Genomic DNA, 15890 nt, shown 5'->3' on the forward strand with positions numbered 1-15890 from the left:
CTGAGTGGCCATTGTGTATGAACCGAGTTTTCGATGGAAAATTAGCCGGTCATTGCTGGCGTGAAGAATATCAGTGAAATAGTGTGGCGTCTTGCGCCACTGCGTAAATCATTTGCGAAATGGCGCAAGATCGAGATGCCTCTTGAAGAATGTCACCACGTCGACTCATTGAATGATCCAGCGATGAATACGGGCGATACAAAACCACGACGCCGTACGCGGACCGTCCCCGACCGCAACGTTGCGGTCTTGGTGGAGACGGATGACTTGTGGGGCAGATCGGTGGTCAAGCGAATCACCGAGTTGGGGAGCCAGCATCGTTGGCGGTTTTTGCTGGCTCCTCGCGACAACCAACATCGACTTCGGTTGCCTCGGCGTTGGAATGGCCAGGGCGTCATCGCGTCGATTCGTGACAGGTCATTGGCGACTCACTTGAAAGCGTCCGGTCTGCCGGTCGTCGACGTTTCAGCGATGTTGCCTTTGGAAAAATGGTTCACGCGAGTTTCAACCGATGACAGGATCCGCGCGCAAATGGCGGCGGATCACTTGTCCGATCGAGGTTACCGAAGTTTCGCGGTCTATGCGCCGCCGATTGGCCGATACGCTCCGCAACGAGCCTTGGAATTTGAACGGTTGGTACGGAAGCGAAATTGGCCGTGCGAGCGTTTTCTTTCTTCGCGGGGACGCACCGGATGGGGCGAAGAATTGGTCGGGATCGAACGTTGGTTGAAGTCGTTGCCCGATCAAACCGCAGTGTTTGCTGCGGATCCGCACCCCGCTCGTCAGTTGGCGGAAGTCTGTCAGTACGCCGGCATCGAAGTTCCGGATCGATTGGCCATCCTTTCGGGTGACGATGACGATTTGTTGTGTCAATTGGCGGAACCCAATCTGTCGGCGGTGCAGTTGGACTGCGGCGAGATCGGAAGGCAGGCGGTGACGCGATTGAACCAAATGATGCGGACCGGACGAATTCCCAAACGAGAGCGGCGGGTTTCTCCGGTGCAGGTGATGGTTCGTCAGTCGACCAATCGGTTTTCTGTATCCGACGGCATGGTCTCGGAAGCATTGCAAATCATGTCTCGTGTTGGCCAACAACCCCTGACGGTCGATGAGGTGGCCAAGCAGTTGCTTGTTTCGCGACGGACGTTGGAGCTGCGTTTTCGCAGCGCCACCGGACGCAGTCCCGCTGAAGCCATGCGGGCATTTCGTTTGGAGCAAGCCAAGCATTGGGTGCTTCAGAGCGGATTTTCACTGACGGAAATCGCCATGCGTCTCGGGTTTCCCAGTTCGGCAGGATTCAGTCAGCAATTCCGCTCGCAATTTGGCGACACACCGTCCGCGTTCCGAAAGCGTTTTCGACGGGAGTGATCGAAAACAGCTTCGCGGGGAAGTGGGGCGTTTGTCGTTGATCCAGCGTGGCTGCGGCGGCCATCGGCGATCAGCTATGCATCATGCGTTGCAAACGATCCAAAGTCAGGACCATCTCGTTCCACTCTGCAACAATTTCCATGGTTGGAAGTTCCGAGCAATCGTTGCGATCGTAGCCACGTTCACTAATACGAACTCGACCGTCCAGCACCGCCACCGGTTGATTCGACTCTGAGGATGGACTGTTGCCGTGATGGTTGGATTGCGGATTGGCGGATGAGTCGTTGTCTTCCTCGGTGGGAAGCACTTGTTGCATGACTTGGTGCACCGCCCACAGAGCCGCTTTGCGAGTGGAGTCGGCGGAAACGACGCTGCGGAAGGTGCCGGATTGAACGTAAAACTTTGCCATGGGAGGAGTCCTGAATTCGGGCGAAGGAAACAGAGTTTCGTTGACACCCATGACATCGGACGGCGGTGTGACACGTTTGGTCACGCCATTTCCCTCGGCTGGTTCCCGCCGTGGTAAAGTGATGCCACGACTCCGTTTCCGTCGTTTCGAGAACCACTCGCGGATCGACGGTTCCAATCGCTCTTGTCTCGCTTCTCTGATCGCTTATGAAATTGGTCCACCACGGTGCGCACGAAGGTGTCACCGGTTCTTGTCACCAGCTTTGGATTGACGATTCAAAGAGTTTGCTGGTGGATTGTGGGACGTTCCAAGGTGAAGAGGCGAGGAAGAAGCCCAACCCAGAGATTGAGTTTTCGCTGCACGGAATCGAGGCGTTGTTGCTGACGCACGTGCACATCGATCACGCCGGCCGGATTCCGTATTTGTTGGCTGCCGGGTTTGAACGTCCCATCCTGTGCAGCGTTCCGACGGCCAAGCTGTTGCCTCTGGTGATGGAAGACGCGTTGAAGATTGGGTTCACGCGTTCCAAACGTCTTATCAAGAAGTTTCTGCAGCAAATCCGCCGGCAGTTGGTGCCGCTCGCTTACAACCAGTGGCATGATTGTCCCGGTGGCGTGAAGGTGCGATTGCTGCCCGCCGGGCATGTGTTGGGTTCCACCATGTTTGAAGTGGAACTCAAAGACGGTCGCCGCGCGGTGTTTAGCGGTGATGTGGGGGCGGGAACCAATCCGCTGTTGAATCCTCCGCCCAGTCCCGAACGTGCGGACTTGCTGGTGTTGGAAAGCACCTATGGTGACAAGTTGCACCCACCAAAATTGGATCGGCAAGCCGAATTGGAACGGGTGATTCGGCGAACGCTGGATGATTTGGGTGTCACCATTGTTCCCGCGTTTTCGCTGGGGCGGACGCAAGCACTGCTGTATGAGCTGAATGCCATTTTTGAACGCATTCAAGAAACCGAGCATCGAACTTTGATGAAGCGGGTGGATGTCATCGTTGATTCGCCTTTGGCTTCGCGATTCACGGCGCTCTACAAAGAGATGAAAGAACACTGGGGAGAAGAAGCCCAGTTCACATTGCAGACGGACGATCAACCGTTGGTGTTTGAAAATTTGACCACAGTCGGCAATCATTCAGAACATCGCGAAACGGTGCGTTATCTGGCAGAGCACAAGTTGCCCGCGGTCGTGATCGCTGGAAGCGGCATGTGCACGGGAGGCCGCGTTGTGAACTACCTGAAGGAGTTCATCGGGCAAGAGGAAACCGACATTGTCTTCGCCGGATACCAAGCGGGTGGCACGCCCGGCAACTACATTTCACGTGGGAGTGATTGGGTTCGATTGGATGGTCGACGCTATGACGTTCGGGCCAAGTCGCATCAATTGTCGGGGTATTCTGCCCATGGCGACCAAGAGGATTTGATCGCGTTGGTGGATGGAATGGAGGAAGCTCCCAAGGAAATCCGATTGGTGCATGGCGATTATGCAGCCAAGCGTGCTTTGTCACAAAAACTGACTGAAAAGGGTTATCACCTCACATGAGTGAACCGGAACCGTTCAGCGGTGCGGCGTCTCCCACGGACACATCGATTGAAACCCTGATCATCGGCGGCGGTCTGGCTGGCCTGACCTGCGCCCGCGTGTTGGCCGATGCTGGTCGCGAATTTCAGATTCTAGAAGCGACCGACCGTGTGGGAGGCCGGGTGCGCAGCGATGTGGTGGACGGGTTCACGCTGGATCATGGTTTTCAAGTCTTGCTGACCGCATATCCAGCTTGTCAGAGGTGGTTGGACTACGACGCGTTGCGATTGCGTCCGTTTGAGCCCGGCGCTTTGCTAAGACAACGTGGTGTGTTTCGTGTTTTGGGAGATCCCTGGCGGCGACCCATGCAATTGCTGGGGACCGCTCTGAATCCGGTGGGTTCGATCTCGGACAAGCTTCGGATTGCCAAGTTGCGACGGCAAAGTATGCGAGGCAGTTTGGAAGATTTGTACCAGCGTTCCGCAACAACTTCCGCTGAGCGACTGAAGGAAGATGGTTTTAGCGAACGCATGGTCGACCAATTCTTTCGGCCATTCTTGGGGGGCGTGTTCCTCGATGAGTCGTTGTCTGTCTCGAGCCGGATGTTGGAATTTGTTTTCCGAATGTTCGCTAGTGGCGACATTGCGGTGCCGTCTGATGGGATGGCCGCGATTCCGCGTCAACTGGCGGATCAATTGCCTCGCGGGGCGATTCGGTTCCAGACAACGGTTCAATCGATCGCCACGTTGTCGGCCGGGGAACGCGAACATTTTGAGAATCAGATTTCGAGCGATGGCAACGACGAAGGGGCGGGGCGGCATCTTCGGCATCGAGTGGTGCTGTCTGATGGCACCGCGATTCATTGTCGGCACTTGGTGGTGGCGGTGCCGGCCGACGCCGCCGCAAAACTGCTTGGTCTTTCCACCCTGTCGAGAGATTGGTTTGGGACGACCAATTTGTACTATGCGATGGACCGAGCACCTGACAATCGTTCGTTGTTGATGCTGCGTGGTGATGAATCGGGACCGGTGCAGAGTGCGGTGGTGATCAGCAACGTCGCACCGACTTACGCGCCGCCTGGCAAGTCCTTGTTGTCCGTCAGCGTGGACTCCGGCGAGGATCCGGCGGATGGGTTGGACGATGAGGCATTGGACGTTCGAGTTCGCACGCAATTGCAACGATGGTTCGGTGACGATGCCATGCGTTGGCGATTGCTTCGCGTTTTTCGTGTTCCCTACTCGTTGCCGCAGATGAGCCTCGATCCGATTTTGAAATCCCCCGCTTTGGAAGACTGGCAAGACGGCGGAGGGCAGGCCAGCACAGGGCAGAGCAGGCTAGGGCAGGGCGGGCCAGGGCAGGGCAGAGCAGGGGTTTGGTTGGCGGGGGACCACTGCCAAAGCCCAAGTATCCAAGGTGCGATGGACAGCGGGCAACGTGCGGCCGAGCAATTGCTATTGGATTGACCATTTCGCGTTGGAGCACATCGACGCTTCACGCTAAAAAATTCTCGCTGGGAGAAACATGAGCCATCGATTGACAACGGGCATCCCGCCGCTGGATGAAATGCTGGGCGGAGGTCTCCTGCCTGGGACACTCACCGTGGTCCTGGGAGCCACTGGGATTGGAAAGACACAACTGGGAATTCAGTTTGCTCAGCAAGGACTGCAGCAGGAGGGGCAACGCGGAATCATCTTTGACCTGACCGCTCGCGGTGATTCACAGAACCACGTGGAGTATGCCAAACGTTTGGGCGAATGGTCCGTCCAGGAGTCGACCGATGACGATACGTTGGATCTGAAAAGCATTTGGGATGCGGGGGCGACGCGGCGTGACAGCATGCATCTTTTCAAGGATGCGGGGCGGCGTGTGACCTCCGCCGACATGGATTCGGATGATTGGCGGCGTTGGTCCTCCGAGCGTGCCAGGAAGCTTGATCGAGCCATCGGGTTCTTCTACGGGAACTTCGCGCACGGCGTCCGCAGGGTTGTGATCGATGGGGTCGAACCGGTTGATCGCGCGGCTGAATCCATCCAATTTGAGTTGATCGAATACATCCAGAACCAGGTTCTGCGCAAAGAACATGATTGGTTGGCACGCGACCTCTTTCGGGTTCACTTCCGAGAGAACGCGGAGCAAATTGCCTCGCACGCTTACGATCATCACGACATCGGTGGGTTGTTATTGGCCACTTCGCACGAGGTCATGTTGGATGATTTGATTGCGCGTCCGATCCAGAGTGGCGATGTTCTTTCCAACGCGAATACCATCATTTTGATGGGGAAAACACGTGATGGGAACAAAATGGGGCGGGCCCTTTGCATTGCAAAACATCGCGGAAGTGCGTGCGATGAATCGATTGTTCCGTACACCATTTCGGAAGCTGGTTTGGTGCTGCAGCCCGAATCTTGATCGGCCAACATGGTGTAGGTGAAGGTTTTGTTCGCGTTGTGAGTGTTCGAATGACACAAAAAAACGGCGAGCCCGTGAGAGCTCGCCGTTTGGTTGAAAGGCTTGGCTGATCGAATTTACTTCAGCAGTTTTTCGATCGCGTCATCGAGTTCTGCCGCGCCAATGTTGTGGTCGACCAAGCGACCTTTGGAGTCAATCAGCATGGTGGTTGGTAGCGTTTGGACGCCGAATTGCTTGGCCAGAGGGCTGCCTTCCAAGCCACCGTCTTCGTAGAGATGGATCCACGGAAGTGCGTTGGTTTTCAAGAATCCTTCTGCTTCATTGCGTTGGTTGTCGATGTTGACGCCAACGATTTGTAGGCCGGCTCGCTGGTAGCGAGCTTGCAATCCGCGAAGCAATTTCATGTCGTTCTTGCATGGTTCGCACCAAGTCGCCCAGTAATGAAGAACCACGGGGCGGCCGCGAAGAGCACTCAGACGGAAGGCTTTTCCTTGGACGGTTCGACCTTCGAGGTCGACTTCTTTGCCTTCGGATTCCAAACGCCGAACGGCGCCGGCGGCCCTTTCTGCGGCTTCGGTACCACGGAAGTCGGTGGCCACTTCACGGTAGAATTTGAGGGCTTCGGTCTCCTTGTCTTCAAACTCTTTGCTCAGTGCCAACTGCAATTTGGCAGCGGCGGTTTCGGGAGCACGCGGGTAGCGATCCGCGAATTCGGTCAGCTGTTCCAGCCACCAAACTTGGTTTTCAGCAAAGTCTGCATCTTCGGTTTGTCGGGCGATGTATTCCGTCCCGATCAATTGGTACTCCGTGTAGGCACGCATGGCATCCGTCTGTCCGCTTTTTGAATCACGGAATGATGCGGCGAGGGCTTTCAAGCGTTTCAGTCCGCCCGGATAGGTTCCGCTTTGTGTCGCGACGCTGACCGTGTCGACCAATTGGCGTGTCCAGGTTTCTCGTTCCGCATCCGTTTCCGCCGCGGAAATCAGGTCTTCCACGATGTCGGCGCGTTGCTCGTTCAGTTGTGCGAGAGCCTTTGGATTCGATTCGCTGACCATCTTGGAATCCACGGATTCCAAAGCGCTGACCAGCTCTTGCGTTTGCGAATTGCCGGCCGACGAGCCTGTGGACAGGGAGCTGGAAAGACCGCCGGGCGTGAAGAAAACGCCATTGGATTGAGCGATGGGCTCACCGGAATCCGCCAAGACTGGCAGGTCGATCAACTTCCATGCATCGTCAATTCGGATGACGGTGCCGACCAGCATCTGGCCGGATTTTCCGTCGGATTCATACATGGCAACGGCGTTTTCATAGGCCATCACGTCCTTTTTGACACCCGCTTCATCGGCGGGAACGATTCCCGGGGTGGCGGCGGCAAACTGAATCCACTCCGCGTTCCGGCCGATCGCACGTTGGTTCGCAGCGAACTTTTTAAAGTTGGATGCGGCGCGAGATGCCTTCTTGATCAATCCCTCCAGCCGTTCGCCGTCCAAACCGGCGGACTGCAATTCTTTGGGAGATGCCAGCAGCGAAACGAAGCGATTGCCATCGGCGGTCGACAGGGCGTGAACCAATTCACGCGTGGTTTCCTCCGCCGAGATCATCTTCCAACGGTCGATTTGGCCGTCTTCGTTTTCATCGATTCCCCAACGAGTTCCGCCTGTGCCCATCCAGCGATACTGGTCGGCTTTTCCGTTGAAATTCGCATCGACGTCGCGGTAGACCTCCACGCCGTACTGGAAGTAACACCACAAATCGACCTTTTTGTCGCCGTTGGTGTCAGCGAAACGACGCAGAAGTGTGCCGTCTTCGGCCAGCACTTCCCATCCAGACCAGTCATCGCGTTCGATGTCCTGGACCTCGCACTTTTCGACATCGCCGGATTCGACCTGTTCATATTCCACGTCATCTTGAACTGGTTTCAGACCCAAAGCGGCAGCTGCCGAGGGAGCCGCCGCGGTTGCTGGGCCAGCCAACAACGTGGAAAGGAAGAGCGAACCGCCTCCGAGGACGAAGCCTCGAACCGACCAGGACGCGGGAAAACGGTTGTGTTTACTCATGGCAGCGAAACAAATCCTTCTGGTTGACATGCACATCGAAATGGAACGGTCGATCCGAACTGCGCGGATGACGAAGCCTCATTTTGCGAAATTCCGGGGGTTCAAGGGAACGTTGATTCAAGGCAACTCCGTGCCGAAGACGAAAAAAACGCCCACGGATCTGGAAGATTTGGTCAAAAACATTTGCAAAGTGCGTTTGACAACCCAAGGAAACTTCCTAAACTTCCGACCCGCCTCGGGAAATCGAGGCGGAAACCATTGGGTCGAATTCGACCTGACGGGCGTGTAGCTCAGTTGGTTAGAGCGCGTCGCTGATAACGACGAGGTCCCAGATTCGAGTTCTGGCACGCCCATTTGAGAATTGAGGTTGCGGCAAGCGGATCCCGGTTGATACTGGAACCGACCCTTCAATCTTGAAGATCAAAACCCAAACGGGGGTATAGCTCAGTTGGGAGAGCGTCTGCTTTGCAAGCAGAATGTCGTCGGTTCGAGTCCGTCTACCTCCACTTGGTTTAAATCAGAAAGTGACTCAAGTCACACCTTGGTTTGAACCGAAGCTTGAAGGACATTCGCTTTCGGGTGAATGACTGGAAGCAAAACAGGATCGAGAGTCCTGGTTTTGGTTCTGGACACTTCAATCCGAAGCAATTCACGAAGGAATCAAACTTTCTTCAGAAATGCTTCAGATTGCGGTTGACCAGGACCGGCCGCTCGCTATCTTTCCTGTCCCGCCGCTGAGCAAGGCTCTGCGACACTCTTCAAAAGGAGTGGAACAGACTCATGTGCAGCGGCAAACGAGTCGAAGTCAGCTTTGAAACTTTTTTTAAAATTCATCGCTTCTTCCACTTGACCCGAAGCTGGCTCATCGCTAACTTCCTCGCTCGCTCAAAAGCGACCGGCTGACCTCCGACTCACTGAGTCAGAGATTGACCGGCTGTTTTTGGCAGCGTCTCTCGGGTCCTCGCCTAGCGAGCATCCGGGAACTTGATTTTTGAAAATTTGGTTGTTTGGTAGTTGGCATCTGAAAAGAGCACCATGCGGCAGATGTGAACGGGCCTTTTTCCGGGGTCCAGGAACATTTGTCAGTAGGGTAATAAGTTCTTCGGAAGCGTTGTTGCAAGGTCGATTGTTTTGATCGGTTTTGTAGCGAATGATTCTGATTGGATTCTTGAGCGATTCAGTTGTTTTCCATCTGGAAAGTAGCTGAGTCACTGTGTGATATCGTTAACTAGATACTACCGGATTTTGCACTCGGGTGTGAGTGGCTTGCTTCGCTTTGCGGGGTTGGTCGCTTGGCTTTGAGTTCGGGATTTCGGTGGCCAATCTATTAAGGGCACATGGGGGATGTCTTGGCGTTAGAAGGAGAAGGGCGTGGAAGTCTGCGAAAAGCCTGGGGGAATTGACACACAAGTGATGATCCCGGGGTTCCCGACCGCAGCACACTGAATACATAGGTGTGTCTGTAACAACCTGGTGAACTGAAACATCTAAGTAACCAGAGGAACAGAAAGAAAAATCGATACCGTCAGTAGCGGCGAGCGAAATCGGTATAGCCCAAACCGTGAGGGTTTCCCTCGCGGGGTTGTAGGACTTCAATATGGGATTGAGACGTGTTAGTGAAACGGCTTGGAACGGCCGGCCACAGAGGGTGACAGCCCCGTACGCGAAAGCATTGTCTCACCTTAGAAGCACCTGAGTAGGTCCAGTCACGTGAAACCTGGACTGAATCCACGGGGACCATCCCGTAAGGCTAAATACTCTCTAACGACCGATAGCGAACCAGTAGCGTGAGTGAATGGTGAGAAGAACCCCTGCTAGGGGAGGAATGTGAACCTGAAACCATGTGCCTACAAGCGGTCGGAGCACTATTTTAATGTGTGACGGCGTGCCTTTTGCATAATGATCCGGCGAGTTGTGGTAATCGGCTTGGTTAAGTTCTGACGGAACGAAGCCCAAGGGAAACCGAGTCTGAATAGGGCGTTGGTCGATTGCTGCAGACGCGAAACCTGTGTGATCTACCCATGGGCAGGTTGAAGCGCGGGTTAAACTGCGTGGAGGACCGAACCCACTTAGGTTGAAAACTGAGGGGATGACCTGTGGGGAGGACTGAAAGTGTAATCAAACCAGGAGATAGCTCGTTCTCTCCGAAATATCTTGAGGGATAGCGTCGAGCCACTATTTACCGGGGGTAGAGATACTGAATCGGATGGGGGCCCCTCCCGGGGTACCTCACCGAACCAAACTCCGAATACCGGTAAAACTATCTCGGCAGTCAGTCCGCGGGGGATAAGCTCCGCGGTCGAGAGGGAAACAACCCAGATCGCCTGCTAAGGTCCCGAAGGACCACTTAGTCACTAAGGAAGTTGAAGTGCCGTGACAGCTGGGATGTTGGCTTAGAAGCAGCCACCATTTAAAAAGTGCGTAACAGCTTACCAGTCGAGCATTTCTGCGCCGATAATGAACGGGAGTAAGTGGTACACCGAAGCAGCGGGCTCGCTTTGCGAGCGGTAGGAGAGCGCCGATGATCAGATACGAGCCGTACGGTAACGAGCGGTGTCGGGGTCATCGGGTGATTATGCCGGAATGAGTAACGATAAAACAGGTGAGAATCCTGTTCGCCGAAAGCCTAAGGTTTCCTGGGGAAGGTAATTCCGCCCAGGGTTAGCCGGTACCTTAGTCGAGGCCGAAAGGCGTAGACGATGGATAGAAGGTCAATATTCCTTCGCCGGTTGTGTATTCGACGCGGGGACGGCGTCCAGAAAGTGAGCGGTACGAATAGAAATGTCCGTAGCGAACGCTGAGGTATTGGGGATTAAATCACCCATGTTCACCAAGGCATAGCTCGAGAGCATCCAAGTTCTCGAAGTCATTGGAAGGACGTCCAAGAAAAGCCGCTAGGTTAAGCAACTGACCGTACTAAAACTGACACAGGTAGGCGAGATGAGAATTCTAAGGCGCTCGGGAGAACGGTGGTTAAGGAACTCTGCAAAATGGCCCCGTAAGTTCGCGATAAGGGGCGCCCTCGATGGTTCACGCTGTTGGGGGCCACAGAAAATCGGCTCTAACGACTGTTTATCAAAAACACAGGTCTCTGCTAACACGCAAGTGGATGTATAGAGACTGACGCCTGCCCGGTGCTGGTAGGTTAAGGAAGACTGTTAGCTTTTGCGAAGCAGGCGACCGAAGCCCCAGTAAACGGCGGCCCTAACTATGAGGGTCCTAAGGTAGCGAAGTTCCTTGTCGGGTAAGTTCCGACCTGCATGAAAGGCGTAACGATTGGAGCACTGTCTCAACCACCGACCCGGTGAAATTGTAGTTGTGGTGAAGATGCCACATACCCGCGGTTAGACGGAAAGACCCCGTGAACCTTTACTGTAGGCTGCTATTGGGTTGAGATATGTCTTGTGTAGGATAGCTGGGAGACTTTGAACTCCGCACGCCAGTGTGGAAGGAGTCGTTGTTGAAATACCAGCCTGGTCATATTTTAATTCTAACTTCGATCCCTTGAATCAGGGCGAAGGACAGTGTCAGTCGGGCAGTTTGACTGGGGCGGTCTCCTCCCAAAGAGTAACGGAGGAGTGCAAAGGTACACTCAGCCTGGTCGGCAATCAGGCGTAGAGCGTAAAGGTAGAAGTGTGCTTGACTGCGAGACTCATAAGTCGAGCAGGAACGAAAGTTGGCCTTAGTGATCCGGTAATCCCGAATGGAAGGGTTATCGCTCATCAGATAAAAGGTACTCCGGGGATAACAGGCTTATCGCATCCGAGCGTCCACAGCGGCGATGCGGTTTGGCACCTCGATGTCGGCTCATCACATCCTGGGGGTGTAGAAGCTCCCAAGGGTTTGGCTGTTCGCCAATGAAAGTGGTACGTGAGCTGGGTTCAGACCGTCGTGAGACAGGTCGGTCCCTATCTGCCGTGGGCGTTCGAATCTTGATGGGATTCAACTTTAGTACGAGAGGATTTAGTTGGACGAAGCTCTGGTGTACCAGTTGTCGCGCTAGCGGCACGGCTGGATAGCTAACTTCGGAAAGGATAAACGCTGAAAGCATCTAAGCGTGAAGCCCGCCCAGAGATTAGGATTCGTAGACAATAGTCGAAAGCCCCCTGGAAGACGACCAGGTTGATAGGTTGGACGTGTAAGTGCAGTAATGCATTTAGCAAACCAATACTAACGGGCGAAAGTTTGGCCACCGATATCCCGCACTCATGCGGTCCAATCGGATCGGCTTCTGATATTGAACTTGTTCAACTACCAAACAACTTGGCTTCACGGCGGCGAAACATTCGTCGTGAAGTCTTTCCGGCGATCATATCTCAAAGGTTATACCTGTTCCCATTCCGAACACAGTAGTCAAGCTTTGAGAGCCGATGATAGTGCCCACCAGCGTGAAAGTAGGTCTTGCCGGATTTTTAAAAAACCTCTTCGAGTTTGACTCGGAGAGGTTTTTTTGCGCTGCCTGAGTGGTGTAGTTGCCTGTTGGGGCTCTTTGCTTTCTACAGTTGATGGCCCTGAATTGGTTGGTCGTTTTGTTACCGATGGCGCATGAAAAAACTCCGAGCTTTGGGGCTCGGAGTTCTGATTGGATGTTCATGGGTGGCTCATTCGCCGCCGCGTCCCCAGCGTTTGGGTAGCGTGATTGCATACAAAATGACCACCGCTCCGATCGCGAGCATCACCCAGGGAAATCGCTCGCTTGGGGTCCAAACCTTCGTTGTTTGTGCCGGAGTAACGCCCGGGTCCATGAATTCGACCGCGCTTGATTCGGCGGCTGCGTAAACGGTTGCGGAGTCAATCAGCATGGTCTCGACCCCGAGAATGACCATCATGATCCCCACGGCCATGAATAGGCTTCGCCACATTGGATATCGCTCCAGTTAGATTGCCGGTTGCTAGAATGATTCATTTCTTCATTCGGCCGGGGGCGATCGTCGAAACAAAGGTCTTTTGGTTGCTCGTCGCATCCGTTGGGACTGGGGGAATCGTTTGTTTGCATTTGATCGGGATGATCGGTTCAAGCGAATGGAGTTCATAAGAGGTGTTTCGCTTTGACTTCGAGATACTGGTTGACCAAGGGGGCACTTAATTCGTCAGGGAAGGCGTCGACGATCAAGACTCCTTTGTGGCGTAGGCCTCTCAAGACTTCTTCCCGCCATACCAGCATTTCTGCTGCTGCGCCGGCACGATAAAGACTGGTTTCGTCGATGGTTTGGGGAGATTGTGTTTGAGTCTTTTGTTGTTGGACGTGCATCGGCTCGTCAGCGGCATCAAAGATTTCTCGGTCTCGGAGCACAACAGCAAGAGGAAGGTGGGTCCCGGTCAGGTTGCTGAGTTGATCCGAAACGACTTCGGCATTGACCTCATCAATGATGTTGGTGGTGAGCGTGACGAGCGAGCGTTTTTTGCAGTGCGAATTCAAGTACAGAAACGCCTGGTCATAGCGTGATTCGACCATTCGCGGGAATTGATCGAAGCCAGCCTGGAGCAATCGATTCATTTGGCTGGCTCCTCCGCGTGGCGGAAGATACGCATGAATCGTGTCGCTGAAGCAGATCATCCCCACGGAATCGCCCTGGTGAAGGGCGACGTAGGACATCATGAGGATCGAATTCAGGGCGTGGTCAAGCAACGAATACCCATTTCGGGTGTTGGTCATCATCCTGCCGCAATCGAGCAAAAAGATGAGACGTTGGCTCTGGTCACTTTGGAATTGTCGAACGGTTAGCTTGTTGCGCCGTGCGGTGCTTCTCCAGTCGATGTGTCGGTAGTTGTCATCGCGGGTGTAGTCCCGAAGGCGTTCGAAATCGCTGTCCTGGCCAATTCGCCGGGTTCGACGGACTCCGATCAGGCTGAGGCGGTTTGTGCGAGCAAGCAGCGCGTAGTCGGACAGTTGTTTCATGTCCGGGAATATTTTGAGTGGACTTTCCACCGCAAGCGAAATGTGACGCTGCCACAGACCCAATGGACTGATGAGCTTTAGATCGACTCGTTCCAGTGAAAATGCACCTCGGCGGTGAGGTGTGAGCTTTCTCTTGAGTTGCAGCTGTAATCCAGCCGGGAGGTCGAGTTGATGTTGGATGGGTTTGGAAACGAAATAGTCCGGTAAATCGTCTCGAATGAGTCCTTTGATTCGTGAACGGGTGATATTTCGCAGGATCAAGACGCTGTCGAGGGGAACACCGAGCGATCCGGTCCGCGAAAGATTGCGCTCGACTTGAAGTCCTGACTTGCCGATCGCCCGCGTTCCAACCAGGTGCAAGATTCCATCGATCGCTGTGACGGTGAAGATGATCCCGTCGACGAGGGCGAGTACGACCAAAAACGCAGGAACAAAAACGACCGCGATGCTGAGAACCATGCTGGTCATCAGCAATGCGACCCATCGTTTGGTCGGATACAGCCGAAGCCAGAACGCCAAAAAAACCAGCGGGAAGCTGATTAGGACCAACAGCAACCATGGCCATTGGCTGGCTGACTGAAAGAGAGCTTGAATTTGGTTGCCGAAGCCCATTTTGATGCAGCCGATCCAGCACGAAGACTCGTTGTGATATTGCACACGCAGTCTAACACGGACGGACCTCATCGGCGGAAAGCTCGTGGGGCACCAGGAGACCGTTGAGGCATAAAAAACGCCGCGAAATCGGAGGCTCGCTCCCATTCGCGGCGTGGTGCTGGGTTGGTGGTTGGCTGGTCGCCTTCCGCTTTCCAGTGAGTCAGGAACTACTTCAATTCGCCAGCTTCGGTGATTTTGATCAATTCACGGGTGCGTCCGGATTGGCTTCCCTGAGCTTCGATTTTTTTCACAACGTCCATTCCTTCGATGACTCGACCGAAGACGACGTGCTTGCCGTCCAACCATGGGGTTGGAGCAACCGTGATGAAGAATTGAGATCCGTTGGTGTTGCGGCCGGCGTTGGCCATGCTCAACAGCCCGGGCATCGTGTGGCGGAATTTGAAGTTTTCATCAGCGAACTTCGCCCCGTAGATGCTTTCACCCCCGGTACCGTTTCCTGCGGTAAAGTCACCGCCTTGCAGCATGAAGCCAGGAATCACCCGATGAAATGCACTGCCTTCAAAATCCAAAGGCACGCCGGATTTGCCTTCGCCTTTTTCGCCAGTCGACAAAGCACGGAAGTTTTCGGCGGTTTTGGGAACGTCATCACCAAACAGTCCCAGCACGATTCGTCCGGCGGGTTCTTTGCCAATAGAGATATCGAAGTAGACCTTGTGGGTCACTTCGCCTTGGGCTGGATCGGCTGCTGCAGTTGGGGTAGCGGATCCGGCCTGCAGGCAAAACGCCGAAATTCCGACGAGCGACAAAATGATAGAGCGAGCGGTCATAGTCTTTTTTCGGGGGACAAAGGGAGAAATGCCGGCCGCGAGACGGCGGCAATGTTTGCTCATATTGAACCAAATGACCTGGATCGCCACCAACCCCACTGACCATGGGGCGGATCGATCGAGAGTGCTGATTTGGTCTGAGGCGGATTGGTCGAGCCGGAGCACTTGGCCGAGAGCTCGACTTCGTTCTCCAACGCAAGAAATCGTTCTTTGGTTTGATAAAATCTGAACGGCGGCCAGAATTTCGAAACATCGATGCGCCGGTCAGATTCCTTCAACGCGAGAAAAAGTTTGTTGCAGTTTCCTCAATACGGCATCTATGCACGTTGGCCGGAGGACGGTCAGGGATGGATTCATCCAGACGATCTTTCCGTCGTGAGTCGGTTGCTACCCAGCGAACGGGTCATCCGTCGCGAATCGTTCGATGGAACTCACTACCATTGCCGATACGGGGCGTGGAAATTCCGATTGCGTCCGGCTCTTTGGTTGCCGGTTCAAGCCGAAGGATTGGACATCGGTGACGAGGTCGAGACCGTTGGGCTTGGGATGGAAAGAGATTTGTTTGTGGGCGAAGTGGTTGGGATGTACTACGTTCGCCGGAAAGGACGCATTGCGTATCGGCTACGCAAAGCCTCCCAAAACATGCCGAGGCTTTTTCTTCGAGAGCACCTGCGTTTGTTGAGTGAAAAACAGCAGGTCCGGCAGGGCGAGATCGAGCATCCGACGCCGACGTGGGATGGTTCCGGCGAGCGAATTGGGTTCGCTGATTGAACCCGCAGAAAGTTT

Annotated in this window: 10 protein-coding genes, 2 tRNA genes and 2 rRNA genes; 9 read left to right on the forward strand and 5 right to left on the reverse strand. The window is 54.4% G+C overall.

The genetic code is table 11. The annotated features are described in order from the left end of the window. Positions 1 to 135 precede the first annotated feature (135 nt). Positions 136 to 1368, forward strand: a complete 1233-nt coding sequence (locus LOC70_RS14800; RefSeq protein WP_230254723.1) for an AraC family transcriptional regulator — start codon at positions 136 to 138, stop codon at positions 1366 to 1368. A gap of 70 nt (positions 1369 to 1438) precedes the next feature. On the opposite strand, the gene LOC70_RS14805 is transcribed toward LOC70_RS14800, so the two are convergent. After that, the gene (locus LOC70_RS14805) at positions 1439 to 1777 is read right to left on the reverse strand and encodes a hypothetical protein (RefSeq protein ID WP_230274946.1); all 339 of its coding nucleotides are present in this window, start codon (positions 1775 to 1777) and stop codon (positions 1439 to 1441) included. Positions 1778 to 1983: 206 nt separating this feature from the next. On the opposite strand from LOC70_RS14805, the gene LOC70_RS14810 reads away from it, so the two are divergent. The 3 genes from LOC70_RS14810 to LOC70_RS14820 are packed head-to-tail and all read left to right on the forward strand — an operon-like array spanning position 1984 to position 5706. Next, positions 1984 to 3318, forward strand: coding sequence for an MBL fold metallo-hydrolase RNA specificity domain-containing protein (locus LOC70_RS14810; RefSeq protein WP_230254727.1), 1335 nt, complete (start codon positions 1984 to 1986; stop codon positions 3316 to 3318). Continuing rightward, positions 3315 to 4760 (forward strand): NAD(P)/FAD-dependent oxidoreductase, encoded by a 1446-nt coding sequence (locus LOC70_RS14815; RefSeq protein ID WP_230254729.1) that lies wholly within the window; start codon positions 3315 to 3317, stop codon positions 4758 to 4760. The genes LOC70_RS14810 and LOC70_RS14815 overlap by 4 nt, the downstream gene beginning before the upstream one ends. 58 nt (positions 4761 to 4818) lie before the next feature. After that, positions 4819 to 5706 (forward strand): RAD55 family ATPase, encoded by an 888-nt coding sequence (locus LOC70_RS14820; RefSeq protein WP_230254731.1) that lies wholly within the window; start codon positions 4819 to 4821, stop codon positions 5704 to 5706. 116 nt (positions 5707 to 5822) lie between these two features. On the opposite strand, the gene LOC70_RS14825 is transcribed toward LOC70_RS14820, so the two are convergent. Next, a complete protein-coding gene (locus LOC70_RS14825) occupies positions 5823 to 7763 on the reverse strand; it encodes a TlpA disulfide reductase family protein (RefSeq protein ID WP_230254733.1) in 1941 nt (646 codons plus the stop codon). A 279-nt stretch (positions 7764 to 8042) separates the two neighbouring features. On the opposite strand from LOC70_RS14825, the gene LOC70_RS14830 reads away from it, so the two are divergent. The 4 genes from LOC70_RS14830 to rrf all read left to right on the forward strand — a co-directional run bounded on the left by LOC70_RS14830 (position 8043) and on the right by rrf (position 12173). After that, a tRNA-Ile gene (locus LOC70_RS14830) sits at positions 8043 to 8116 on the forward strand. Between the two features lie 80 nt (positions 8117 to 8196). After that, positions 8197 to 8269 (forward strand) — tRNA-Ala (locus tag LOC70_RS14835). Between the two features lie 811 nt (positions 8270 to 9080). After that, positions 9081 to 11956: ribosomal RNA gene (locus tag LOC70_RS14840) — 23S ribosomal RNA — on the forward strand. 108 nt (positions 11957 to 12064) lie between these two features. After that, positions 12065 to 12173, forward strand: a 5S ribosomal RNA gene (gene rrf, locus LOC70_RS14845). A gap of 191 nt (positions 12174 to 12364) precedes the next feature. On the opposite strand, the gene LOC70_RS14850 is transcribed toward rrf, so the two are convergent. The 3 genes from LOC70_RS14850 to LOC70_RS14860 all read right to left on the reverse strand — a co-directional run bounded on the left by LOC70_RS14850 (position 12365) and on the right by LOC70_RS14860 (position 15104). Then, complete coding sequence (locus LOC70_RS14850) at positions 12365 to 12625, reverse strand: hypothetical protein (protein WP_230254735.1); 261 nt, start codon at positions 12623 to 12625, stop codon at positions 12365 to 12367. Between the two features lie 167 nt (positions 12626 to 12792). Continuing rightward, positions 12793 to 14274 (reverse strand): DUF58 domain-containing protein, encoded by a 1482-nt coding sequence (locus LOC70_RS14855; protein WP_230254737.1) that lies wholly within the window; start codon positions 14272 to 14274, stop codon positions 12793 to 12795. A gap of 209 nt (positions 14275 to 14483) precedes the next feature. Beyond that, positions 14484 to 15104, reverse strand: coding sequence for a peptidylprolyl isomerase (locus tag LOC70_RS14860; RefSeq protein WP_230254739.1), 621 nt, complete (start codon positions 15102 to 15104; stop codon positions 14484 to 14486). Between the two features lie 291 nt (positions 15105 to 15395). On the opposite strand from LOC70_RS14860, the gene LOC70_RS14865 reads away from it, so the two are divergent. Continuing rightward, positions 15396 to 15875 carry a DUF6960 family protein gene (locus LOC70_RS14865; RefSeq protein ID WP_390889074.1) on the forward strand — a complete coding sequence of 160 codons (480 nt, stop codon included), beginning with the start codon at positions 15396 to 15398 and terminating at the stop codon, positions 15873 to 15875. Positions 15876 to 15890 lie beyond the last annotated feature (15 nt).

The organism is Rhodopirellula halodulae (genome assembly GCF_020966775.1).
Classification (GTDB): Bacteria; Planctomycetota; Planctomycetia; order Pirellulales; family Pirellulaceae; genus Rhodopirellula; species Rhodopirellula halodulae.

Coding starts and splice junctions, on each gene's coding strand:
- LOC70_RS14800 (WP_230254723.1), top strand. CDS start 136: ATGCCTCTTGAAGAATGTCACCACGTCGACTCATTGAATGATCCAGCG.
- LOC70_RS14805 (WP_230274946.1), bottom strand. CDS start 1,777: ATGGCAAAGTTTTACGTTCAATCCGGCACCTTCCGCAGCGTCGTTTCC.
- LOC70_RS14810 (WP_230254727.1), top strand. CDS start 1,984: ATGAAATTGGTCCACCACGGTGCGCACGAAGGTGTCACCGGTTCTTGT.
- LOC70_RS14815 (WP_230254729.1), top strand. CDS start 3,315: ATGAGTGAACCGGAACCGTTCAGCGGTGCGGCGTCTCCCACGGACACA.
- LOC70_RS14820 (WP_230254731.1), top strand. CDS start 4,819: ATGAGCCATCGATTGACAACGGGCATCCCGCCGCTGGATGAAATGCTG.
- LOC70_RS14825 (WP_230254733.1), bottom strand. CDS start 7,763: ATGAGTAAACACAACCGTTTTCCCGCGTCCTGGTCGGTTCGAGGCTTC.
- LOC70_RS14850 (WP_230254735.1), bottom strand. CDS start 12,625: ATGTGGCGAAGCCTATTCATGGCCGTGGGGATCATGATGGTCATTCTC.
- LOC70_RS14855 (WP_230254737.1), bottom strand. CDS start 14,274: ATGGGCTTCGGCAACCAAATTCAAGCTCTCTTTCAGTCAGCCAGCCAA.
- LOC70_RS14860 (WP_230254739.1), bottom strand. CDS start 15,104: ATGACCGCTCGCTCTATCATTTTGTCGCTCGTCGGAATTTCGGCGTTT.